This window comes from Bacillus sp. LQ01, from assembly GCF_057624735.1.
In genome coordinates this window covers 277,802-301,305 of the sequence record NZ_JBYEZL010000001.1, presented here as the reverse complement: position 1 = coordinate 301,305, position 23,504 = coordinate 277,802, and the positions used below count along the sequence as shown (strand labels likewise).

The following is a 23,504-nucleotide window of genomic DNA, read 5'->3' as shown; positions in this document are numbered from 1 at the left end:
CCAGTAGTTAATCTAGATTCGGTAAATGAAATTATATCGGCGATTTTTCAAATATATCGACCGCAACTCCAATTATATCGGCGATTTTCAAAATATATCAGCGCAACTCCAATTATATCAGCGATTTTCGAAATATATCGACTTACCGACAAAAAACGACAACAAGCGTGACTCCTCTTCAAACACAAAAAAACCTTGATCCACGCCACGTAGAACCAAGGTTTATCTTATTATCATTGATTAAATGAAAAAACTATGTTAAATTAGAACAGAAACACGTTTTATAAAACAAAAGGAACGTATTTATCCGTATCTTAATTTTACACCAAAACACATCTTCAGTCAACCTCTATTTTTCACTTTTAAAGGAGTGCTTACCGTATGAACAAAAAACTTGATCTAGAGCAAAAAAGATTGGATACCGTAATCGAGACAATTACGGAGCAAATTGATAAACTGGAAAATGAAACTGGCAGACGCCGAGCAGAAGTAATCAATATTCGTAAACACTTTTGGGATGACGTGAAAGTGAATACTGATACTTTCGATGATTATCTTGAAACAGTTATCAACTTAAGACAACAAGCTCAGTCACTAGCTGTCACACAAATTACCCATAAGCACACCTTTAATCGACTTGCCGCATTAAGACGTATGCATAAAGCACCTTATTTCGGACGAATTGATTTCAAAGAAGAAGGAGAATCTGCCGCGGATCAAATTTATATCGGCGTCGCTACACTTACTGATGCAAGCGGAGAAAACTTCCTTATATATGACTGGCGCGCACCTATTTCGAGTGTGTACTACGATTATCCACCAGGACCTGCTGAATACAGTACACCAGGCGGCGTAATCCACGGTAATGTGGAGAAAAAATTACAATACATTATTCAAAATGGCGAGATTGATTCTATGTTCGATACGAGCCTTACAATTGGTGATGAAATCTTGCAACAAGCGCTTGGAAAAGGCACGAACAAACATATGCAAAGCATCGTTGCTACGATTCAGCGCGAGCAAAATAAAATTATCCGTCACGATGAAGGCCGACTCCTTATCGTGCAAGGAGCCGCTGGTAGTGGTAAAACATCAGCTGCATTGCAACGAATCGCCTACTTACTATATAAATATCGCGAATGGCTAAAAGCAGATCAAATTATTCTCTTCTCTCCTAACTCTATGTTCAATAGCTACGTTTCTAACGTACTACCTGAACTCGGTGAAGAAAATATGCAGCAAGTTACATTCCAAGAATATTTAAATCATAGACTAAGTAAGTCATTTGAAGTTGAAGATCCTTATGAACAATTAGAATATATGTTAACTGAAACGAATAATCCTACCTATAAAACGAGAAATGCGAGCATCCGATTTAAAGCATCCACTCAATTTTTCGAGATGATTAGAGCGTACAGACAATCTCTTGAATCTTCAGGCATGCTATTTAGAGGAATGAAATTTAGAGGAAAACTGATTGTTTCTGCGAAAGAAATTACAGAACAATTTTACAATACCGACTCCTCCCTCCGCTTCCATAGTCGAATTGAGAAGTTAACGGATTGGCTAAATAAGCAAATAGATGCACTTGAAAAAGCAGAACTGAAAAAGCCTTGGGTAGAAGAAGAAATTGAATTACTTAGTAAAGATGAATACCAAAAAGCTTATAAATATTTGCAGAAAAAAGGAGAGTTTGACGACAACTCCTTTCATGATTTTGAAAAAGAAACGAGAGTACTTGGACGTATGATTGTCCGTAAAAAATTGAAGCCACTGCGTAAAGGCGTTCAAACATTACGCTTTATCAATTTCACAGGCATATATAAACAACTCTTCACAGATGCATCATGGGTTACTGAGAAAAAACCGAAAGAGTGGGATGACATTTGCTCCTTAACAGTAAACATGCTTGATGAAGGAAAACTATATTACGAGGATGCGACTCCATTCTTACTTTTAAAAGAATTAATTGAAGGCTTCCAAACGAACAGATCGATTAAACACGTACTCGTAGACGAAGCGCAAGATTATTCTCCGTTTCAGTTCGAGTTTTTAAAACGTCTCTTCCCTGCCGCAAGAATGACGGTACTCGGAGACTTTAACCAAGCGATATTTGCTCATGCGAGTGAAACGGTTAATTTCGATACACTTACAAATTTATACGGTCCAGACGAAACAAACGGCATTAACTTAACTCGTAGCTACCGCTCAACAAAACCGATTATTGAATTTACACGTGCTCTCGTACCGGAAGGCAAGAACATTCACGCCTTTGAACGTGACGGCGAGAAACCTACAGTGACGAAAGTATCGAATGTCAACGAACTGCACGAACGTATTACTGCCAAAGTTGCTGAACTACAAAAAGAGCAGCACAATACGATCGCAATTATATGTAAATCTGCAGCTGAAAGCGCAGCTGCATACGAAGCACTTAATCATATCGATAATATTAAACTCGTGAAGAGTAACTCAGCCGAGTATGAGCAAGGCATTGTCGTAATCCCTGCTTACTTAGCGAAAGGTATTGAATTTGATGCTGTTATTATTTACGATGCTTCTAAAGATGTATATAGTGACGAGAGTGTTCGTAGATTATTCTACACTGCTTGTACGCGCGCAATGCATGAATTACAACTTTATAGCGTTGGCGAGGTTAGTCCTTTTGTGCTTGGGGCTGATTCGGAGAGTTTTGAGCTTATAACGAAAACACCTTGATGATTCAAGGTGTTTTTCTCATTCTAAACGACATATCTTTACGACGATATACACTCAGCACAATCCCCATTATAAATGCATGAAACAGAGTTGGTATCAAGCCGTAACTAATAAAGGGTAATGATATAGAAACACGTGGTAATATCCCAAGAATCATGCCAACGTTATAAACGAAATGGAATACAAAAAGAGTTACTCCACCAACGAGGAGTAATTTACCATAACCATCATTTATTTTATAAGCTATATTCATTATTCTTACTGCAAAAAGAGACAAAATCAAGACAAGAACTAGCGCAAGCACATATCCATAATAGTAAGTCAAACTTGCAAATACAAAATCAGTATGAGTAGCAGGGATAGACTTTATATTTCCATATGTACCAAACCAACCTGCCGATGCCATTGCCTCTTTTAAACGTAAATACCATTGATCATGCTCTGGGTTTAAAAACCCTAAAATTCTAGCTATCCGGTATTCTTTTACGGCAGACCAGGAAAATAAATCCCTAATAATAAAGAAACAAATCGGTAACATTGTAATGAGCCAGGCCGTTTTCTTTCCTAGCTTACTCCACCAAAGCATAACAAATACCATCGTGATATAGATGAACAGTGGTAAAAGAGTTGATGTAGTTAGAAATAAATATAAAGAAAATAAATACAACATGAGAAGATGTATAAACTTTAATCTACTGTTATTGAAAAAAGAAGCCCAGGCTAGAAGGAAGAATGGTATTGTCATTAGACAGTCAATTATGATGGAACCAATTTTCATTAATGGCTCACCATTCAAAAAAGCAGTCGGAAAACACTTTATCATTAACAAGATAAGTACACCAATTGTATAAAACAGCCACCCGAGTCTCTCTAACTTCCGATAATCAAATAGCATCATCCCAATCGCTGTTGTAACACCGAGAATTACAAATATCACCTTATTCATTAATAAGTCAGCATGTCCAAGCGCTATAACTGGCAAAAATCCTAGCCCCATCGCAGCCACTAATAAACCAATTAAGAACCAATCAACCTTTGGCTTATGTAGTTTATTAAGTTCCTGGCCAAGCTTAATTGGACTTCCCATTTGTTCAACAGCCTTATCTTCAGCAACTTCCTCACTTAAGCCTTTCTCTATCCACATATTCTTCGTCTGTTTCAAGTGAAAGTCTAGTTCTGTTGCCACCAAGTCCTTTGCTTCTTTTGATTTAATATGGTTCGTAACTTCTTTTAAAAAACGCTCCCCTTTTTTGCTCAATTTTTTCTCACTCCTGTACTAATCCTTTTAATATAAATCGTGCCTTCGTAGCATTCTTCTCTGCCTTTCGCAGCATTTTATTTCCTTTATCATTTAATTGATAATATTTAGCTCCCGCGTGATCCCAGCTAGATTGGATAAATCGATTTTGTTCTAGACGATGTAATAAAGTGTATAGAGACCCTTCACCACCTTCGAATTTTTGAATCCCTCTCCCTCTTAGCAACTGCATCAATTCATAACCCGTTTTTTCATTCATAAGAAGTTGTAACACTGCTAAAAGGATATCTTCTTCCTTTTCGGACGATTGCTTAATTTTTTCGCGCACCTGCTTCTGGTGCTGATCAGAAAAACTCAAATGTTTAAACGTTGTGTTCTCCATTGATTTTCGCAAGCCTTTTAATCGATCTTCCATTTGATTATCCCTCCAATCCTTTCTTCAAAAGTTCCTTCGCTTTTTTCAGTCTCGTTTTTATCGTATTTTCCTTTACGTCTATTACTATAGCAATCTCTTTAATTGATAATTCTTCATAATAAAATAGATAAATGACTTCTCGATATTTTATCGGTAAACTCATTACCGCAGAAGCCAACCTACTATCCTCCGCATTTTGAATGACAGTTTGTTCGACACTATCATTTTGAATCCCAATATACGCAAATTCATCCTCTGTAACGATTACCTTTTTGTTATACCAACTTTTTATATAGTCCTTACATTGATTAATCGCAATTCTCCATAACCACGTTTTCACATTCGATTTCCCTTTATATGTATGAAGAGATTTATAACATTTCACGAATATATCTTGCGTTAAATCCTCCGCAACCTCTTTATTATTCACATACGAATACACAAGCTGCAGGACTTCTTGTCCATACTTGTTCATTATTTCGTCGATAAGGTCCTCCTTATCTTCTATTTCAAACGCTTCTATCGTTAATTCATCCACATCATTTCCTCCTTCCCATATATTAGACGACGCACTGTATGGAAAAGTTTTATAAATGTATAAAAAAATACGGATGGTAATGTCCATACCGTTTTTTTATGAATATTTATTTACTTCTTGTCCCCTGACACTAATGCTCTGCTTAAAAACAGGAATTTTCATCCATATATCTTGTTCCCTATTTTAAAACATAATACAATTAAAATGTAACTTAATAAGCTATAACTAGTAGGTGTGGCAATCATCTCTTCCATTTTGAAAAAAGGGGGGAGGTGATAATATAATCGCGATGTTTATAATTAAATTAGTGTATGGTATCCTAACCGGAGCTGGCGTTGTCATCGGTAGAAGATACGTCGGTCCGTGGCTAATTTCTGTATACAAAAAAGCGAGAACCACCCTGCTTCGTGGAAAAGGTAAGGGCGGTTCTCGGCTAAAACGTTAATGTAATTGTCTTATAACCGCACCTACTACCACCACAATAGCAAGTTAGGTTACACAAGGCAGAAGTTTCTCAGGCTTCTGTCTTTTTTATTTTATGCAAAATTCACACTACATACTCTATCATCATTGTAACACATTTTATTTATTTTTAGTCAAGAGAAAAACTACCTAAAGGGCTCCCCTTCAGGTAGTTCTCTATTTTACGCTAACGCAGCTAGACTTTTTCAAGTTCAGCTGTGCCGCTCTCATCATTTATAGCACCAATAAAGACGGATTATATACCCGCTTCATAACAGTATGAGTAAACAAGGAACAACACCTATTACGAATATAAAAAATCCTCTCACTATATAGCACTTATGTTTTCAGCAATACTCTATTACCATCAAACTAAATTTGTATAATTTAAACTACAGAATAGCAAGCTAATTTTCAAATATCTTCTTGCGCATTATCCTAAATTTATTATCTATTTGTATCATGCTTATAAATAAAAGATATCCTACCGACGCACCGAGCATATTTATAGCAATCCGCCACACATCAAAAACATCAGACAAAGTTAGTAAATGTAATATCTCCCAAACAAGAAAGGTCATAACATACCACTTACGAGCTTTCTTATAGTTAGTCACTTTATTAATCAGCACTGGAACGAAAAATCCGAATGGAACTACTAATATTATATGTTGTAAAACACTTAACCAATAAGTTGAGTTTCCCCAAGGACCTGGATGTGCAATAAAATCTTTAACTTGCCAAAGTGTTATTCCAAAAAGTTGTAATAACGTTTCTAAATCAGATATATGTAAAAATTGCTGCCAAAATTCAATGGGATGATAGACAGTCCCACCTGTCAAACTGCGAACAGAGTCAAATGTAGAAGTTGAAATAAACGTTCCTAAAAAGACAATAAAACAAATGATTATATAAGGAATACATAAAATTTTTGATAATACCTTTAATGGTCTAGGAACTTCGTATACCGATTTATTAATCTCTACGCCAATAACTTTTGATTCTCCAAAACTTTGAATTGCTTTATAAATCGCTTCTTTTTCATTCATACCTTGTTCCATATATTCTTCTTTCAAGCTGTTCAAGTGATCATACATTTCTAGAAATAACTCATCCTGTTCAATATCACTAAGTTCTGAATAGGCTAAAATAGACTTAATATACTCATCAAATTCACTCATAAATAACTCCTTTCTGACAAGCTTGAATTAATGCTGTTACACTCTCCCAAGAATTCACTTTCTTCTGCAATTCTTTTTTCCCTTTATCTGTAATAGTATAGAATTTCCTTTTCATCCCATTCTCAGATTCATTCCAATAAGATTCAAGAAACTCCTTTTTCTCTAATCTCTTTAAAGCAGGATACAAAGTTCCCTGCCCCATACTATACAAATCTTCACTTGCATCCTTTAAACTTTGAGCTATTTCATATCCATATGTATCACGTTTTGCAATGATAGAAAGTAATAAAATATCTATACTTCCCTTCAAGATTTCTTTGTCCAACAATACCACCACCTTATATACATCGTATAACAACATATGTCGTTATGCAATATAGTTAGAAGAATATTCCATAAAAAAAGAACCACCTAAAGGGCTCCCCTTCAGGTAGTTCTCTATTTTACGCTAACGCAGCTGCCTGTTCTTGTTGATCTACAGGAATTACAGCGTCTGTTAATGCTTTTTCTAGTTCTGCTGTGTATTTCATTTGCTCTTCTTTGCTCCAGCCTAGTTTCGCAGCCATGTAGTTGATTACTGCTTCTTTCCACTCGTATACCCAGTGGATGTTGAAGAATACAGCACCTCTGCGGCGTACGAAGAAGTCAACTGGTTTTGCTGTCATTTCGTAATCCATTGCGTATACAAGTGGGATTAGAACGTCTAGCGGCATGTTGTATTCTTTCGCTTCGTCTTTATGTTTTTTCGCTAAGTCAAATAGTACGTCAACGTTAGAACCGTAGAATTTCGCGAATTCTTCTGCTTGTGCTGTTGTTAAACCATATTTCGTACCTTCGCCAGCTTTTTTCGCAACGAATGCTGGGAATCCGTGTGAACCATCTACATGTCCACCAGAGATTGGCATATGTTTCGTGTCGCTCTTCGGATATGCGCTATGACCTTCTTTTTGTAGTAAGTTCGTTACGTAGTCTACTACCATTTCAGCCATTTTGCGGTATCCTGTTAATTTACCACCTGCGATTGTAATTAAACCAGATTCAGAAGTCCAAATTTCGTCTTTACGAGAAATTTCAGATGCACTCTTACCCTCTTCATAAATTAACGGACGTACACCAGCCCAGCTTGATTCAATGTCTTTCTCTGTAATTTTCACGCTTGGGAACATGTAGTTAATCGCATTAATGATGTATGTGCGATCTTCTGTTGTCATTTGTGGTACAGCTGCGTCTTTATCGTAGAACGTATCTGTTGTACCTACATAAGTTTTTCCGCCGCGAGGAATCGCGAACACCATACGTTTATCTGGTGTATCGAAGTAAATCGCTTGACCTAATGGGAAACGTTTTTGGTCAATTACTAAGTGAACACCTTTTGATAACTGAAGTACTTTTCCTTTTTTCGAGTTATCTTTTTCACGAAGTGTATCTACCCAAGGGCCAGCTGCGTTTACAATTTTCTTACCGTAAACTTCGTATACTTCTCCGTCTAGTAAATCGATTACACGTACACCGCATACTTTTCCATCTTTATATAAGAAACTGTCTACTTTTGCGTAGTTAACAGCTTTTGCACCGCGTTCAATTGCTTCTTTCATTACTTCAATTGTAAGACGCGCATCGTCTGTACGATATTCTACGTAGTAACCGCCGCCTTTTAATCCTTCTTGTTTTACAAGAGGCTCTTTCTTCAGCGTTTCTTCACGGTTAAACATTTTTCTGCGCTCGCTTCGTTTTACACCTGCTAAGAAGTCGTATACACGAAGACCAATTGATGTACTAAATGATCCAAACGTACCGCCTGTATGGAATGGAAGTAACATCCACTCTGGTGTTGTTACATGGGGACCGTTCTCATATACGATCGCACGCTCTTTACCTACTTCTGCTACCATTTTCACTTCAAGTTGTTTTAAATAACGTAGACCACCGTGTACAAGTTTCGTTGAACGACTTGATGTACCTGCTGCAAAGTCCTGCATTTCAAACACAATTGTTGATAACCCGCGTGTTGCTCCATCTAATGCAATACCAGAACCAGTAATACCTCCACCAATTACGATCACATCTAACTCTTGTTTATTTACTCCGTTTAATACGTCTTTACGTTGTTTACTTGAAAATTTCATGGTAATTCCTCCCTTTGATAACGAAAAAAGAGACCACAAACTCCGCTATAGATTTCGCCTCTATAGCGCGTTGCGGTCTCTCCAAATCTCCTACCGAATTATTAACTTGTCACCATTATAACACTGTTTATGATTATTTGAAAGCTTTTGTTGCTTCAATTGCTTTTTTCCATCCAGCATATAGCTCTTCGCTTGTTTTCGCTTCCATCGTTGGTTCAAAGCGTTTGTCCATATGCCACTGTTCTTTAATTTCATCTTGGTTTTTCCAATATCCAACCGCAAGACCAGCTAAGTATGCTGCACCTAGAGCCGTTGTTTCATTGATTACTGGACGCTCTACAGGAACATCTAAAATATCACTTTGGAACTTCATTAAGAAGTTATTTTTAACTGCTCCGCCATCAACGCGTAATGTTTTCAGTTCAATACCTGAATCTGCTTCCATTGCGCATAATACATCTTTCGTTTGGTAAGCTAAAGATTCTAGCGTTGCACGAATGAAGTGCTCTTTCGTCGTACCACGCGTTACACCAAACATAGCGCCACGTACTTCACTATCCCAATAAGGTGTTCCTAGTCCAACGAATGCTGGTACAACGTATACACCATCAGTTGATTCAACGCGACTCGCATACACTTCACTCTCACTTGCATCTTTAAACATGCGCATTCCGTCACGTAACCACTGAATTGCAGAACCTGCTACGAAAATACTTCCTTCTAATGCGTAGTTTACTTTACCATCTATTCCCCATGCAATTGTTGTTAATAGACCGTGCTCAGAAGCTACTGCTTTTTCACCTGTGTTCATTAACATGAAGCAACCAGTTCCGTAAGTATTTTTCGCCATACCTTCACCGAAACAAGCTTGTCCAAATAATGCTGCTTGTTGGTCACCAGCTACACCTGCAATCGGTACATTTTGACCGAAGAAGTGGTAATCAATTGTTTCTCCGTAAATTTCAGATGATGGACGTACTTCTGGAAGCATGCTCTTTGGTATTGTTAACATTTCTAGAAGCTCATCATCCCACTGTAAGTCGTGAATGTTAAACATTAACGTACGTGATGCGTTTGAGTAATCTGTTACGTGTGCTTTACCACCAGATAGTTTCCATACAAGCCACGAATCAATTGTTCCGAATAATAGATCGCCGTTTTCTGCTTTTTCTCTTGCACCTTCAACGTTATCTAAAATCCATTTTACTTTCGTACCAGAGAAGTATGCATCAATTAAAAGACCTGTTTTTTCGCGAACCATTTCGCTATAACCTTTTTCTTTTAACTCATCACAAATTTCAGCTGTTTGGCGAGATTGCCATACAATTGCGTTGTAAATTGGTTTACTAGTTGTTTTATCCCAGACAACCGTTGTTTCACGTTGATTCGTAATACCGATACCAGCGATTTGTTCTGGTTTTACATCTGCTTCGCTTAAGCAAGTTGCGATAACTGCTAAAATAGATCCCCAAATTTCTTGCGCATTATGCTCTACCCAGCCCGGCTTTGGAAAATGTTGTGTAAACTCTTTTTGAGCTGAATGAACAATTTCACCTTTTTTATTGAATAAAATTGCGCGTGAGCTTGTTGTTCCTTGGTCTAATGAAAGAATATATTTTTTCATATCGGTTTCCCCCTTATGCTACTTTTCTACTATTTGTATTGCTTCCGCTTTTTTTACTTGTCATATAAGAGATTGCTAGTACAATCACAGTTGCGATAATCACATAAATAAGTGCTGAATTTTGTTTTCCTTCAAATACAACTTGATGGAATAAACCTGCAAGTGATCCACCTAAAATTGGACCAACTACTGGAATCCATGCATACTTCCAGTTTGAACCGCCTTTTCCTGCAATCGGAAGGAAGAAGTGTGCGATACGCGGACCTAAATCACGTGCTGGGTTAATTGCGTATCCTGTTGTCCCACCTAATGATAAACCAATACTTACAATTAAGAAACCTACGATAAATGGATTTAATCCATCTGCAAATTTATTTGCACCAATTGCTAATATACCAAATACTAAAACGAATGTTCCAATCATTTCACTTAAAAGGTTTGCAAATGTGTTCGGAATTGCTGGACCTGTTGCAAATACACCTAACTTTGTTCCTGGATCTTCTGTTTCTTTCCAGTGTGGTAAGTAATGTAAATATACGATAACTGCCCCGATAATTGCCCCAATCATTTGTGCTGCGATATAACCTGGTACGTCACTCCATGGGAACGCTCCCTTAAATGCTAATCCTATTGTTAAAGCTGGATTCAAATGTGCCCCACTAATTGAACCAACCGCATACGCTGCAACCGCTACTGCTAAGCCCCAGCCCATTGTAATAACAATCCAACCTGAATCTTTCGCAAACGATTTCTTTAAACTTACACCAGCACAAACGCCGCCACCAAGTACGATTAACAACGCAGTCCCTATTAACTCTCCTAAAAATGCTGACATAGTATCCCTCCACAATCAATTTAAACGCTTCCAAATGTGATAGAGGTAAAATGAATGGCCATTCGTTTTTGTCAAAAGAAAAAGACCCACAGCTTGCACGCTTCTATATAAATTTATATAGAAACAATGAAATGTGGATCTCTACTTTTCTCCGTCACGTTTATTAACTTGTCTATAATGTTAACCGTAAATGAAAGCGGTGTCAATGAAAAAATTCACATTTTCGTCACTTTTTTTGGTAATGTTTCCATAGTTCGCGTTTTGATGTCGTAATTGCTGTCGCACCAGCGTTTAAAGCTCTTTCCACATCTTCTACAGTACGAATAAAACCACCCGCTAAAATCGGTACACCAGTACGCTCTTTCACTTCAGCGATAACGTCCGTCATTGCTCCAGGAAGTACCTCAATATAATCCGGTTTCGTCTTATCTAAAAGATTGCAGCTCTTCTCCATCGCACTCGAATCGATTAAAAAGATGCGTTGTATTGCCACAACACCTTTTTGCTTCGCCTTCATAATAACGCTCGCCTTTGTTGAAAGTAACCCGTACGGTCTAAACTCCTGACATAAATATTCCGTCGCATGCCCATCACTCTGCAAACCATGAATTAAATCCACATGTAAAAACACCTTTTTACAATATTGCTTCGCAAGTGATATAACACTCTTCAATTGACCGACATGAATATCTAAAATAACGATATATTCATACGAACTATGTAATAGCTTTTCCAAATCTTTAATTTGCCTCACTGCCGGCAAAATTTTCTGTTCATGAAATTCCATTCTCTATATCCCCTTCTTTATGTCATCCTATCCTTTATAGTACACAATTTAAGTGAAAAGAACAGCTAGTGTAGGGGATTTCTTTCAAATCTTTCCTCTATCTATATATTTTCTTCAACTTATCCGATCCCATACCACCTATAATCATGAATGCAAGGGGTAAAAGATTCATTACATATGGCGCATCTGCTACAATTGTAATACTTGCTCCTGCAAACTTATTTAGCATCCATACAACGATTTTTGCAATAAACAAAAATACCCCTATCATAAATAGACTATCAAAAAACACCTTCCATTTTGGATACGCCAATTGCTTACCATCTTCAATTACTTTCTGCGTCAATTCTTCATCACCCCTTAGCAATTCATCAATTGTAATACCGAACAAATCACTTAAATGAATAATAATTTCAATGCTCGGATAGTTCTTTCCCGTCTCCCATTTCGAAACAGATTGCCTACTCACATGAAGTTTTTCAGCCAAATCATTTTGTGACCAATTTCTTTTTTCCCTTTCTTCTTTTAAATGCTCACTAAAAATCATACTGTGTTTATCACCTCTCTATACCCATTATGTTCAAATAAATGATGAAGAGTAAAGCTAGTTATCGTTGCATTTCCTGTGCAACTTATGCGTTACAGCTTATAATGGCGCTCTTTTATATGTATCTCCCCTATACTATGCTCCAATAATAATTTCCCGAACAATAATACAAGGGACGGATATTAATAAAGTGAAACTTTAATCAGCCCTCACTAATCGGGCTTTTACGGACAGCCCGCCCCCCACCTAACTTCTTTGATTCCGCTGAATTTTGAGGTGGGGTCTTACTGCCCGGCAAATAGCGGGATAAAGACTAGATTAGGCATAAAAAATACGCCATCCCTTCTTATCAGTCTCCAGAAAGAATAACGCAAATTTTCATTTTTACTCATCATTTTTCGGACTATATGAAAACCCCGGATATTTCACAACAGGCCTCTTCTCCTTACGCAGGGAATCCATTACTTGCGGGCCAACATGTATATTACTCTCCACTATTTCTTTAGGAGTCAGTGCCATCCATTGATTTAACGATACATCTTCAAAACGATTACTTCTGAACATCTCTAAAAACCATAATGTTTCGGTACCTGTATTTTGAATATAATGCCCCGTCGCAAACGGTACATATCCGACATCGCCAGCTCTATAATCAAATGTACGAGCGGTACCATTTCCAAGAAACACAGTCATTCTCGCTTCCCCTGTCAAATAATATTGCCATTCATCATTATTCGGGTGCCAATGAAGTTCTCTCATTCCACCAGGCTCAACCTCAACGAGCGCTGCTGCGATTGTTTTGGAAATAGGGAAATTTGTAGAATCTACAATTCGAACGCTACCACCAGGCGTCTTAATCGACTTTTGTTTTAACAATTCATGTTTAAATGTTAAAGGAACTTCTCCTTTCGGCGATTGAATTTCCTGACTTTCAAGCGAACCTGGCACCTCTCCTTGATAAATATAAACTTGATCTGAAGGAATAGAACGAAAAGCACTCTCAGGTACTCCGAAATTAGCCGACAACACTTCTTTTGGCGTATGCGCAAACCAATCAGAAATAGCTAAAGTAGATAAATCAGAAAAATGCCCATCATCGAAAACGAGTAGAAATTCACAATGTTCCAATCCTTGAATGGAATGCGGAATACCAGGCGGAAAATACCAAAGATCACCTGGTCCAACATCAGCAATAAAATTACGCCCATTTTGATCAACAGCCGTTATGCGCGCCCGTCCTAAAAGCATATACGCCCATTCCGCTTCTTTATGCCAATGTAGTTCTCGTACTCCACCGGCCGTTAAACTCATATTTACTCCCGCAATCGTCGTCGAAACCGGTAGTTCCCGAGCAGTAATCTCCCGAGACCACCCGCCTTGTTTCAAAATCATAGAAGTGTCCGAGAATGAAAACTTCAAGTTAGGAACTAACCCTGCATCCGTTATAGGCGGAACAAGCATATTCGGATTTTGAATATCCCGCATAACATTACGAGGTCCAGAATCAATCGCACCTGCTCCGTCGCTGCGGATTGGTTGTGGCACATTCCCTCCCGCTTCATTAACAGTACGTTTCTTCATGATTACACTCCTTTTTCATCCGATTAGTAAGTAAAAAGCCTCCATCATAGTGTATGAATTGGGCTTTAGATGGTTACAGTTACTATGGAGTTACATCATCTGCCTATCATTATCGTTTTGTTCATTTCTCAACTTATACTAGTATGCTTAGCGCTTAGGAAGACAAAAAATAAACTAGAACTAACAAAAAACCCTGTAAAATTTATTACAGAGTTTTTCACCAATTATTTATTGTTTTATATATCGAATACGAACATTATCGTCCATTTGATAAATTTGTAATGTGTTCCCATAACTAATTCCTAACTCTTCACTTGCACCAACTGCACCCACAAGTACCTCTTAAAATAATTTATTCTTAGTTGGTTTTACTACCGATACTCTTCGCTGCCTCTTCAAACAGTTTCGAACCTTCTTGTGCTTTACTTACTGATTGATGCATTTTACTTTCGTCTTCTTGGTCCAATGCATCAAAGAGAAGTTGAAAACAATCCGCATACAGTTCCATCGACTGCTTTATCTTCGCCTGTTCTCCCTGTAACTCTGGAGGCGCTTGTAGATTCTTCAGTTTCGTTGCAGTTGCCTTTGCTCCACCTAAACTCAGTTGTACTTCACTTTTCTTTTGTTTGTATGATTTTACGTCTGAATCTGCTATTCCTTCAATTAATTTCATTGTATTTTCAATTTGAGTAGCACTATTTATGATATCTGCCTTGTACCTTTCAACATCTGAACCAGTTACCTTACCAGTTGAAGAACTAGAAGAAGTTGAATTATTTGAAGAAGAACTTGGTTGACTACTTGATGAACTACTGTTTGTACCTTCACCTTTCGCTACAGATAAGCTATCCTCTTTCTTGCCATCAGTTGACTTACTCTCTTTTTCAGAAGTCTTATTCTCTTTCTCTACCTTTTGCGTTTCTTCTTTCTTTGGTTCAGCTTTCTTACCATCAGTTTCAATTGTAATACAACCACTCAATAACATAACTGGTAACGCTAAACTTACTAATTTCTTTGCTTTCATGATTACTAATACCCCTTTATTTGTAAAATGTAGTGCAAACAAGTTAATATACTTAACTAATAAATTCCCCCCGAATAATTTATTAAAATCTACTATCCATAGATTCCCTGTATATTCATAATCTTTCCATATATAAGATTTTACAAAGAATTACATATTTGGTCAAAGGGATTTATGTAGTTTTTAAAAGGAAATTTACTAAACGAAAAGAAAATTTTAATCACAAAGAAAAGAAGCTAACAATAAATTGTTAACTTCTCGGCTTAAGGAAAAAATAGTATCTTTCCTTATCTTCTACTATCTAGATTGTGGATGAACCATATACCGCTCCCTCAAAAGAAAAAAGCTACCACCTAGGCAATAATTTCTACTAAGTGGTAACCTTTCAAAATTTCTATTAAAGCAATACCGAATCTTTATCACTATCCTGATTACGTTTCTCACGCTCTTCTTCTAAACGCTTCATATATACTTCGCCTTCTTTTTCGATAAACTCATTATCCATATCTTGCTCTTTTTTCGAAGTATATAAAACCATGTAGCCACTTAGTACAATCCCGACAATTACAAGATACACCCACCATGGTAAAGTTTCCAAATCACTTCATTCCTTTCCTTAGACAAGCCTTATTAGTTTCACTTTATGAGGAAAGAAGTGGATTTATGCTTAAAATTTTTATTGTGGATGCTTCGCGAAAAATGCTTGTACATATTCCATAAACTCAATTGGTTCCTGACGAAACGGTGCGTGGTATCCTTTTTCAATAATATGAAACGTACTATTTGCAAATAGCCGATGATACAGTTCACCATTTTTCCACGAAACACTCTTATCATGTCGTCCCCATATAATTAAAGTCGGTACCTTAATTTTATCAGCTTCCATCACAATGCGGCGCTCTCGCATTTTCGTAAGCTGATCATAATGCTCTTTATCATCACGACTATTTTTTACTTCATTTTTATTATACTTCGTAATCTCAGTTACAGTTTGTAAGTCCGTCGATAGCGGTGGTACTTCATAACTTTCTTTTTGCTGGAAAGACTCTATCCCTGTAGAATCCGCCAAGATGAGATGCGTCACTGCATCCGGATATAAATACGCTAAATTGAGAGACATCTCTCCGCCCATCGAATGACCAAGTACCGCAAACTGATCGTATCCGAGCTTCTTCATTAACTTATAATATAAATTCACTTGCGCAGGAAACGAATACTGAAAATCAACTGGCTTAGAAGAACGCCCAAATCCTAAAATATCAACCGCAATAATCGTATGATCTCGCACTAGTTCCGGATAAATATCACTAAACCCATCAGAAGAACCACCAAACCCATGCAACATGAGTAACGGAGGTTTCCCCTCACCAATTTGCTTAAAATAAATCGTCTGCCCATCAATTTGCGCCATACTCTCTTTCGTATTCAGCTTCATCATAACAGTATCTTTCACTTCTTCAACCTTCGCAATCGGCTTATCAACGAAGTTACATACGATAAGCAAAACAAGCACAATACCGCTAATCAAATAAAACTTAAACCGTTTCAAAGTTCCCGTCTCCTTTCTTGAGTTGCTATTTAAAGTTTTTACATTTTTTGGTTATTTTATGTTCTCTTTTTAATTGTAACTAAAACAGTTACAATTATACTAAAAAAATATAACTCACTTCTATTACTAATGGTTATTCTGTAACTATTATAGTTACAGATTTAAAGTAAGTCAATTCTTTTCTCTACATGGCCTGAAAATAGAAAAAGGGACTTCATGTTGAAGTCCCTTTCTTTGTTATTATAGTTGGCTTACTCCGCCGTCGCCTTTATTATCTGCTGGTGCTCCGCCTGTGTCACCAATGTTAACGTAGTCTGGTCTTGCTGGTGCTCCGCCACCATCTCCTTTATTAAGTGCAACTGAATTAAAATCATGAAATCCTAGAGATAAAGTAAATGCGAACCCTATTACCGTTAATACAATTTTTCTCATTATTTTAACGCTCCTTTTATCATTTGTTTTTTTCTTGCTTCTTTACTCATATGATAATATTCGCTAGATTTTTCATGATTGTTTTCATAATAAAATTTATCTGCTAAGCGTTCCGTATACTCTTGAATACAATCAAATAATTCTTCTTTTTCAAAATAAGAAATCGCATCTAAAATAACATTTTCAAACTCACCAGTAGTCGCATTCATTTTATTTAAAATCATGAATCGGTATTGATACTCTTGATTTTTTAACTGATTACAAATACGTAACCCTTTATTTATTAACGACTCTGCTTTTTCTAATTCATTTAGTTTTAGGTATTCGTCTGATTCCAAGTATAGTGCTCGAAAATGATTAGGAGATTTCTTTGTTACTTCTGATAAGTGACGGATAGCTAACTCAGATAAATTTTGATTCGCGTACAATAAACCTAAATTATTTCTAACCATTAATATATATTTTTCATGATTAACTTGTTGGAAAACATTCAATGCTGTATTAAATGTTTCTTCAGCGAACTCGAATTGTTGTAAATCAATATAACACAACCCTAACATATTCTCGCACAACGCAAGATTAATCTCATAACCTGGTTGTTTTAAAAAAAACTCTTTTGCTGTTTTTATTTGATCAATCGCTAACATTTGTTGATATGATTGGTTATAAAGATATCCATAACGATAATGAAACTCCGCATGTTCTATCGGATCGGCAATATATTTCAATAACTTCTCAGCTTGCTCATACTGTTCTTTCGCTTCATTATAATTTGAAATTAATGTGCAATGAAACCCTTTAAAAAAGTGATAGTAATAAGCTAGAACACCTTCTGCCGGGATTTCAAAAGATTCTACTTTATCAAAACTATCTTCTCTAACCCCAATCCAATCAACTAATGCACCATATCTAAAATTCAACAACGCATGATAAAGCAATACATCCTGATCCACGTCCAACCCACTAATCTTACTTTCAATCTCCTCTTTCATTTCCGTGGCCTTCTCTATATTTTGCTGCAACATTACACGATACCAATCATCTAAAGAATGTTTCATTTGCTCCCGCGTTACTACATCTGCTCCCATACACTCGCATCCCCTTTTCTCCAAAATTACAAAATTAGGATTTTTATACAATTATTAAAATTGTATATTACCACTCCTTTTCTATGCATTGAAAAATAATTATCAGAAAATTTAATATTTTAATTAATTATACCAAAGTTTTCCTTTTTAATAACTTGAGAAATAATTGTCAGAAAACTTACTAGGATAAATAAAAAAGCAAGTAGTTCCAGCACTCCGCTAAAACTACTTGCTCTCCTACTTACTATCTCTATTTTTACTCTTTAATAAATTCCTTCGTACTTCTCACTGTATCAATTGGACGAACTAATTTTTCAATTTCTTCACGTTTTGGCTCTAGGAATGGAGGTAAAGATAATTTTTCGCCAAGTGTTTCGTATGGCTCATCTCCCATAAATCCTGGGCCGTCTGTTGCAAATTCAAATAAGATTTGTGGTGCAACTCTTGCGTATAATGATTCGAAGAAGTGACGGTCTACATAGCCAGATGAAGGAAGTCCAACGCTACTGATTCTCTCAATCCATTCTTCTAATACAGCGCGATCTTCTACGCGGAATGCAGCATGGTGAACCGTACCAAAACCTTGTCGTGCTTCTGGAAGAACCGTATTATGTTCTACAATGACAGAAGCACCGTTTCCACCTTTATTCACTTCAAATAAATAGAATTCTCCTTCTTGCGCAACCTCTTTAAATAATAAAACTTTTTCTAACACTTCTTTGAAGAAACTAAAGTTTGCAATACGGATGAATACAGGCCCTAAACCAGTAATTGCATATTCTAATGGAACTGGTCCGTTTTGCCATGGTGTACCTGATTCAATCCCTTTATCAAGTTCATCTGAGATTAATTGATAGTGTTGGTCATCAAAGTCAACGAAAGAAAGAATTTTCTTACCAAATTGCTCTTTAATTCCTGTATGTTCTACTTCAAGACGGTCAAAACGTTTCACCCAATATGCTAACGCTGCATCAGTTGGCACTCGGAATGAAGTTTTTGAAATTTCATTCGTACCGTGTACTCCTTTTGGAATACCTGGGAAGTCAAAGAATGTCATATCTGTTCCTGCACTACCTTTATCATCTGCAAAGAATAAATGATACGTTTGAATGTCATCTTAGTTTACTGTTTTTTTAACTAAACGCATTCCTAAAACGTGAGTGAAAAACTCATAGTTTTTTTCTGCACTACTTGTAATCGCTGTAACGTGGTGAATTCCTTTTAATTGGTTCATTTTATATTCCTCCAATGGTTTTAAATTGTATATTTTCTCTTCTATTACTTCTCTTCAATAGGTGCTAATTTCGCTTCAATTTCTGCTCGCTTTTCTTCTAGGAACGGCGGTAAATCAAGTTTTTCTCCTAAATGCTCTACATCGCCATCAACTGTAAATCCTGGTCCATCTGTCGCAATTTCAAATAAGATTCCGTTTGATTCGCGGAAGTATAAGCTTTTAAAATAAAAACGGTCGATAATGCCAGAAGAATGGAAACCTTTTTGTATCACCTGTTCTTCCCAATAAGCAAGCTCTGCATCGTTTTTTACACGAATTGCTAAATGATGAATGCTACCACGGCCTGGCTTTTCAGTAGGACCATCCAAATATTTCACAACGATTTCTCCGAAGGCTTCTCCTTTAATAGACTGGAAAATCGCTTCTTCGCCACTTCGGCTAACTTCTGTATAACCAAATATATCTGTTAATGTACTCGCCAGTTTATCAAGTCTACGCACTGTCATTTCCACAGAACCCATTCCTTGAATTTGATGCTTTGCAGGAACTTCTGATTTCTCCCACGTTTCCCAGTGCTCCACTTTTTCTCCATTTGAAACGAGTAGCACGAGACGAAGACTTTCCGCATCCTCAAATTGCAAAGCAGGACGATTTGCATATGTTGTTATTTCACTATGTTTTACACCAAATTTCTCAAATCGTTCTTTCCAGTAATGTAAACTTTCCTCTGACGGAACGAGTAAGCCAATTCGCGTAATTGCATTCGTACCACGGTACGTTTTTCCTACTAAAGGCATTTCAAAAAATGATAGTTCCGTACCTGGGCTCCCTGTTCTATCTCCGTAAAATAAGTGATACATCGATGGATCATCTTGGTTTACCGTCATTTTCACACGGCGTAAACCAAGCACGTTTTTATAAAAATGGTTATTCTCACTTCCGTTTTTTGTAACCATTGAAATGTGATGATGCCCTTTAATTTCATACATTGATAATTCCTCCGTTTCATTTTACTAGTCAAGTGATACCTAAAAAATAATATGCTTCTTAGCTTTTCAATTTATTCTCATTATATTTTTGTAAATTCATCTTAGTTTTTACTGAATAAGTTACTTCGTTTTTTTAATCGAAAGCAACTGAGTATATGTTTTTCATATGACTCAATCGCTTTCGTTACTATCACTTTACAACTCAAGTGATTAAAAAGCAAGTGATTTATCTCAAATTCGAGATATTTTTTTATTAAATAACATTTTGGACTAAAAACACGAGAAATTCTTGGTTTGAGGACATTATAAAATTCATAAGTTGATGGATGTGAGATATCGCCAGCATTTTTGAAAAAAACACGCTAAGAGTATGCGAGATTTTATACAGTTTTTTCGTTAATCCAATAGCAGACAAGAACCCTAAAACCGCACCAGAATAGGAATGTATAAAAGATTGCATAGATTGATAGAACAAAAAAAGGAGGTTCCCTTGTGAGAGTAGGGTTCCTCCTTTTTCCTTGCTACCGATAATAGGACGTTATGTTAACTGATCATGTATAGGATATTCATATAGGAATTGTTTCTATCAATGCTGAATTATACAAAGAAGGAGGCATGATAATGAAAAAGGAACAATTAATATTACTTGCTAGTCTTACTCTTTTATTTCCTGTCCTTGAATTTTTCTTCCAGAAATATGATTACTTCGATTTTTACGCACATATAGGTATTATAGCCATTGCTGTATCAACTGTCGTATTCACACTCCATTATATAAAACAAATTTATTGGAAATTATCGATCGTATGAGGAAATTATGAAAGAATAGAATTTAATTGAATATGTTTTCTATTACCCGTTTCAAGCTTTTCCCCATACCTTTTACTGCCCATACTAGTTTAAGGAACACTTTAAAGATAGCATCCCATACGTGTTCATTAATAAAAAATTCGTATACTTTCTTTAACCACTCTTTCGGGGATTTACTCTTACGTTTAAACCTTTGCCAATGCGTTTCTTCACTAGTTTTCATAACTACCCCTTCTTTCTTAATCGAATATGCTTTCTATTAGAAGTTTTAACACCTCGCTATAATGATGAAAAGAACGAGGTTTATCATATCTGGCAATTTAATCACTCCTAATTTTAAATTAAATTCATTATATAACGATTTCTAAATTTTTAGTTAATTACTAGTGAGAATTAAGCAAAATTTAAACAAAAACACCTATGTTAGGCTTTAGTTACAGGTTTTCCCCCTATAAAATCAACTATTTGCGCCACCAACTATGGGGTACGCGAATTACTTTGATATTATCTTTGAACGAACAAAATAACTCCTTTCGAAAAACAAATGAACTGATATTAATCAACTTCCAATATCGAGAATTATGTAAATAGGCTGCCCATATGGACAGCTTATTGTATTTTTTGCTTAACATATTTTTTCTGAAATGCTGGCGGTACTCAATTTAAAAGTTGATATGCCCCCATTCTAGTGGCAAGATATGTTTTATTAGTTCTTCGTTACACCCATGCGTACTTCTTAACTATTTTATTTCATTTTTAATAAAGTGAAACTTTAATCAGTGGGGGTTTTCTTCACCCCCCACTGATTATCAGCCCTCACCAATCGGACTTTAATGACTTAACATTATGCTTATCTTGGGAGCAAGGTATTTTATCGGTGAGTGTATACAAACCATGTAATGCTTGCTGTTAATAATGCTGACGAAATCAAAGCTGTAAGAACACTATATGTTTGCCACATAAGTATTGTTGACCAATCGAAAGCACAGCACAGTATACCCAAGGCAATCGTAGCGGTCAGGAAAATAACTGTTACGGTTATTCTCTTTTTTGTCATTGGCTGCCGCTCATTCGTTCTCCTACTGCGTAATCCTAAGAAAAATAGCAAAACGGCCAATAGGCAAAGAATAATTGTGATGGACGACAAAATGATATCCAAAAGCTGTGTGCTGCTTATTTCATATGACTGAGTTAGATTGCCTTCTAATATATCTTTAACTTTTAGTACCATGTTTGTATTGGTATTTTCGCCGTTGCTCAGCAAGGAGACGGCTGTTCGTTCATTTGGCAGTATGACTACTTCGGTTCTGAAATTTGGATTGCCCCCAGTGTGTTCTATAATCGTTTGTTCGGCATTTACGGACCAACCTGCCGCATAATACATACCGTTGACAGCCGAAACAGACATATCACCCCTATGTGATTTTTCGATAACCGTGTGAAATATTTCGGGTATGTCCTGCACGATACCCATCTGTATGCCCAGCCAACGAGCCATATCTTTTGTATTAGAAATGATGTAGCCTGCGGGTTTATTCCCAGCATAATCCGGAGCTTTAAATGGAGTTGTCATAAAAAAGGAAGAACGGTAGCCCTGTGCCAACTGTCCAGTAGCTTGAGCATCTTCTTTATAAACATACGTCTGGTGAAGACCTAGCGGCTGAAATACCTGTTCCTTCATAAAGTCTTCATAGCTTTGTCGCGACACAATCTCAATAACCAAACCCAATACGTCATAATTAACGGTTCCATAGTTATACTGTTCACCGGGAGGGAACGCCAATTCAGCATCAACGAGCATTTCCACAGTCTTTTGCAACATATCCGGTGTATTGCCTTGTGGAATATTTTGAAGATGCCTAATATTTGTTAGACCACTGGTATGGTGAAGAAAGTTATTTAGTGTAAGACTTTGCATATCAACAGGTTTCCCTTGATACTTTAATGTAAACCAAGGTAAATATTTTTGGACAGGGTCAGTCATTGAGAGCAGCCCTTGCTCTTCCAATAGCATAATACCCATACCGGTAAAAGCTTTACTGACCGAGGCTAACTCATAGAGTGTATTTTCACTTGCAGACAACCCCTTTTCACGGTCTGCATACCCTGAAGAAAAGTAGAACACTTCATCATCAGCAAGTATTGAGATTGACATTCCGGGCACACCTGATATACGACAGGCATCATCTAGCAACGCTTGTATTGCCGCAGATTGCGAATCTGACAACGCATAACTTTGTGTTGCGAATCCTGAGAATAATATAAATATCGTTAATACAAAAACAATAATCTTTTTCATAAACTCT

Annotated in this window: 22 protein-coding genes and 1 pseudogene; 3 read left to right on the top strand and 20 right to left on the bottom strand. The window is 36.6% G+C overall.

The window, feature by feature from the left end:
* The first annotated feature begins 381 nt into the window (after positions 1 to 381).
* Positions 382 to 2,718: an RNA polymerase recycling motor HelD gene (gene helD / locus AC22L0_RS01665; protein WP_139894358.1), complete on the top strand. Its 2,337-nt coding sequence runs from the start codon at positions 382 to 384 to the stop codon at positions 2,716 to 2,718.
* A gap of 4 nt (positions 2,719 to 2,722) precedes the next feature.
* On the opposite strand, the gene AC22L0_RS01660 is transcribed toward helD, so the two are convergent.
* The 3 genes from AC22L0_RS01660 to AC22L0_RS01650 are packed head-to-tail and all read right to left on the bottom strand — an operon-like array spanning position 2,723 to position 4,929.
* Complete coding sequence (locus AC22L0_RS01660) at positions 2,723 to 3,976, bottom strand: FtsW/RodA/SpoVE family cell cycle protein (protein ID WP_139894357.1); 1,254 nt, start codon at positions 3,974 to 3,976, stop codon at positions 2,723 to 2,725.
* Between the two features lie 7 nt (positions 3,977 to 3,983).
* Positions 3,984 to 4,391: a PadR family transcriptional regulator gene (locus AC22L0_RS01655; RefSeq protein WP_000390151.1), complete on the bottom strand. Its 408-nt coding sequence runs from the start codon at positions 4,389 to 4,391 to the stop codon at positions 3,984 to 3,986.
* Between the two features lie 4 nt (positions 4,392 to 4,395).
* The gene (locus AC22L0_RS01650; protein WP_097814071.1) at positions 4,396 to 4,929 is read right to left on the bottom strand and encodes a sigma-70 family RNA polymerase sigma factor; all 534 of its coding nucleotides are present in this window, start codon (positions 4,927 to 4,929) and stop codon (positions 4,396 to 4,398) included.
* A 289-nt stretch (positions 4,930 to 5,218) separates the two neighbouring features.
* Here AC22L0_RS01650 and AC22L0_RS01645 point away from each other — a divergent pair, with 289 nt between their 5' ends.
* A complete protein-coding gene (locus AC22L0_RS01645) occupies positions 5,219 to 5,374 on the top strand; it encodes a hypothetical protein (protein WP_000469930.1) in 156 nt (51 codons plus the stop codon).
* Between the two features lie 424 nt (positions 5,375 to 5,798).
* On the opposite strand, the gene AC22L0_RS01640 is transcribed toward AC22L0_RS01645, so the two are convergent.
* The 15 genes and pseudogenes from AC22L0_RS01640 to AC22L0_RS01570 form a co-directional block, all read right to left on the bottom strand.
* Entirely contained in the window at positions 5,799 to 6,572 is a 774-nt protein-coding gene (locus AC22L0_RS01640; RefSeq protein WP_001288383.1) for a VanZ family protein, read from the bottom strand.
* Positions 6,565 to 6,897: a PadR family transcriptional regulator gene (locus AC22L0_RS01635; protein WP_000356630.1), complete on the bottom strand. Its 333-nt coding sequence runs from the start codon at positions 6,895 to 6,897 to the stop codon at positions 6,565 to 6,567. Before AC22L0_RS01635 ends, AC22L0_RS01640 begins: the two co-directional genes overlap by 8 nt.
* A 118-nt stretch (positions 6,898 to 7,015) precedes the next feature.
* On the bottom strand, positions 7,016 to 8,698 hold the full coding sequence (glpD, locus tag AC22L0_RS01630; RefSeq protein WP_487272096.1) for an aerobic glycerol-3-phosphate dehydrogenase: 1,683 nt from the start codon (positions 8,696 to 8,698) through the stop codon (positions 7,016 to 7,018).
* A gap of 133 nt (positions 8,699 to 8,831) precedes the next feature.
* The gene (glpK, locus tag AC22L0_RS01625; protein ID WP_000760008.1) at positions 8,832 to 10,322 is read right to left on the bottom strand and encodes a glycerol kinase GlpK; all 1,491 of its coding nucleotides are present in this window, start codon (positions 10,320 to 10,322) and stop codon (positions 8,832 to 8,834) included.
* 13 nt (positions 10,323 to 10,335) lie between these two features.
* Positions 10,336 to 11,157, bottom strand: a complete 822-nt coding sequence (glpF, locus tag AC22L0_RS01620; protein ID WP_001272195.1) for a glycerol uptake facilitator protein GlpF — start codon at positions 11,155 to 11,157, stop codon at positions 10,336 to 10,338.
* Between the two features lie 226 nt (positions 11,158 to 11,383).
* The gene (glpP, locus tag AC22L0_RS01615; protein ID WP_087966170.1) at positions 11,384 to 11,944 is read right to left on the bottom strand and encodes a glycerol uptake operon antiterminator GlpP; all 561 of its coding nucleotides are present in this window, start codon (positions 11,942 to 11,944) and stop codon (positions 11,384 to 11,386) included.
* Between the two features lie 97 nt (positions 11,945 to 12,041).
* Positions 12,042 to 12,491 carry a helix-turn-helix domain-containing protein gene (locus tag AC22L0_RS01610; RefSeq protein ID WP_087966171.1) on the bottom strand — a complete coding sequence of 150 codons (450 nt, stop codon included), beginning with the start codon at positions 12,489 to 12,491 and terminating at the stop codon, positions 12,042 to 12,044.
* 384 nt (positions 12,492 to 12,875) lie between these two features.
* Entirely contained in the window at positions 12,876 to 14,072 is a 1,197-nt protein-coding gene (locus tag AC22L0_RS01605) for an oxalate decarboxylase family bicupin (protein WP_139894355.1), read from the bottom strand.
* A gap of 358 nt (positions 14,073 to 14,430) precedes the next feature.
* Positions 14,431 to 15,096 carry a DUF7018 domain-containing (lipo)protein gene (locus tag AC22L0_RS01600; RefSeq protein WP_000644831.1) on the bottom strand — a complete coding sequence of 222 codons (666 nt, stop codon included), beginning with the start codon at positions 15,094 to 15,096 and terminating at the stop codon, positions 14,431 to 14,433.
* Positions 15,097 to 15,493: 397 nt separating this feature from the next.
* Positions 15,494 to 15,694, bottom strand: a complete 201-nt coding sequence (locus AC22L0_RS01595) for a sporulation YhaL family protein (protein WP_000449223.1) — start codon at positions 15,692 to 15,694, stop codon at positions 15,494 to 15,496.
* Between the two features lie 78 nt (positions 15,695 to 15,772).
* The gene (locus AC22L0_RS01590; protein ID WP_487272094.1) at positions 15,773 to 16,645 is read right to left on the bottom strand and encodes an alpha/beta fold hydrolase; all 873 of its coding nucleotides are present in this window, start codon (positions 16,643 to 16,645) and stop codon (positions 15,773 to 15,775) included.
* Between the two features lie 240 nt (positions 16,646 to 16,885).
* Complete coding sequence (locus AC22L0_RS01585; protein WP_001227132.1) at positions 16,886 to 17,077, bottom strand: hypothetical protein; 192 nt, start codon at positions 17,075 to 17,077, stop codon at positions 16,886 to 16,888.
* Positions 17,077 to 18,165 carry a response regulator aspartate phosphatase gene (locus tag AC22L0_RS01580; RefSeq protein ID WP_000500592.1) on the bottom strand — a complete coding sequence of 363 codons (1,089 nt, stop codon included), beginning with the start codon at positions 18,163 to 18,165 and terminating at the stop codon, positions 17,077 to 17,079. The genes AC22L0_RS01585 and AC22L0_RS01580 overlap by 1 nt, the downstream gene beginning before the upstream one ends.
* 256 nt (positions 18,166 to 18,421) lie before the next feature.
* Positions 18,422 to 19,399 (bottom strand): annotated as a pseudogene (locus tag AC22L0_RS01575) (ring-cleaving dioxygenase).
* 44 nt (positions 19,400 to 19,443) lie between these two features.
* Complete coding sequence (locus tag AC22L0_RS01570) at positions 19,444 to 20,388, bottom strand: ring-cleaving dioxygenase (protein ID WP_087966177.1); 945 nt, start codon at positions 20,386 to 20,388, stop codon at positions 19,444 to 19,446.
* 621 nt (positions 20,389 to 21,009) lie between these two features.
* On the opposite strand from AC22L0_RS01570, the gene AC22L0_RS01565 reads away from it, so the two are divergent.
* Entirely contained in the window at positions 21,010 to 21,198 is a 189-nt protein-coding gene (locus AC22L0_RS01565; protein ID WP_087966181.1) for a hypothetical protein, read from the top strand.
* A gap of 22 nt (positions 21,199 to 21,220) precedes the next feature.
* Here AC22L0_RS01565 and AC22L0_RS01560 read toward each other — a convergent pair whose 3' ends face one another.
* The gene (locus AC22L0_RS01560) at positions 21,221 to 21,421 is read right to left on the bottom strand and encodes a hypothetical protein (RefSeq protein ID WP_000858032.1); all 201 of its coding nucleotides are present in this window, start codon (positions 21,419 to 21,421) and stop codon (positions 21,221 to 21,223) included.
* Positions 21,422 to 22,069: 648 nt separating this feature from the next.
* Positions 22,070 to 23,497, bottom strand: coding sequence for a serine hydrolase domain-containing protein (locus AC22L0_RS01555; RefSeq protein WP_087966183.1), 1,428 nt, complete (start codon positions 23,495 to 23,497; stop codon positions 22,070 to 22,072).
* Positions 23,498 to 23,504: the final 7 nt, after the last annotated feature.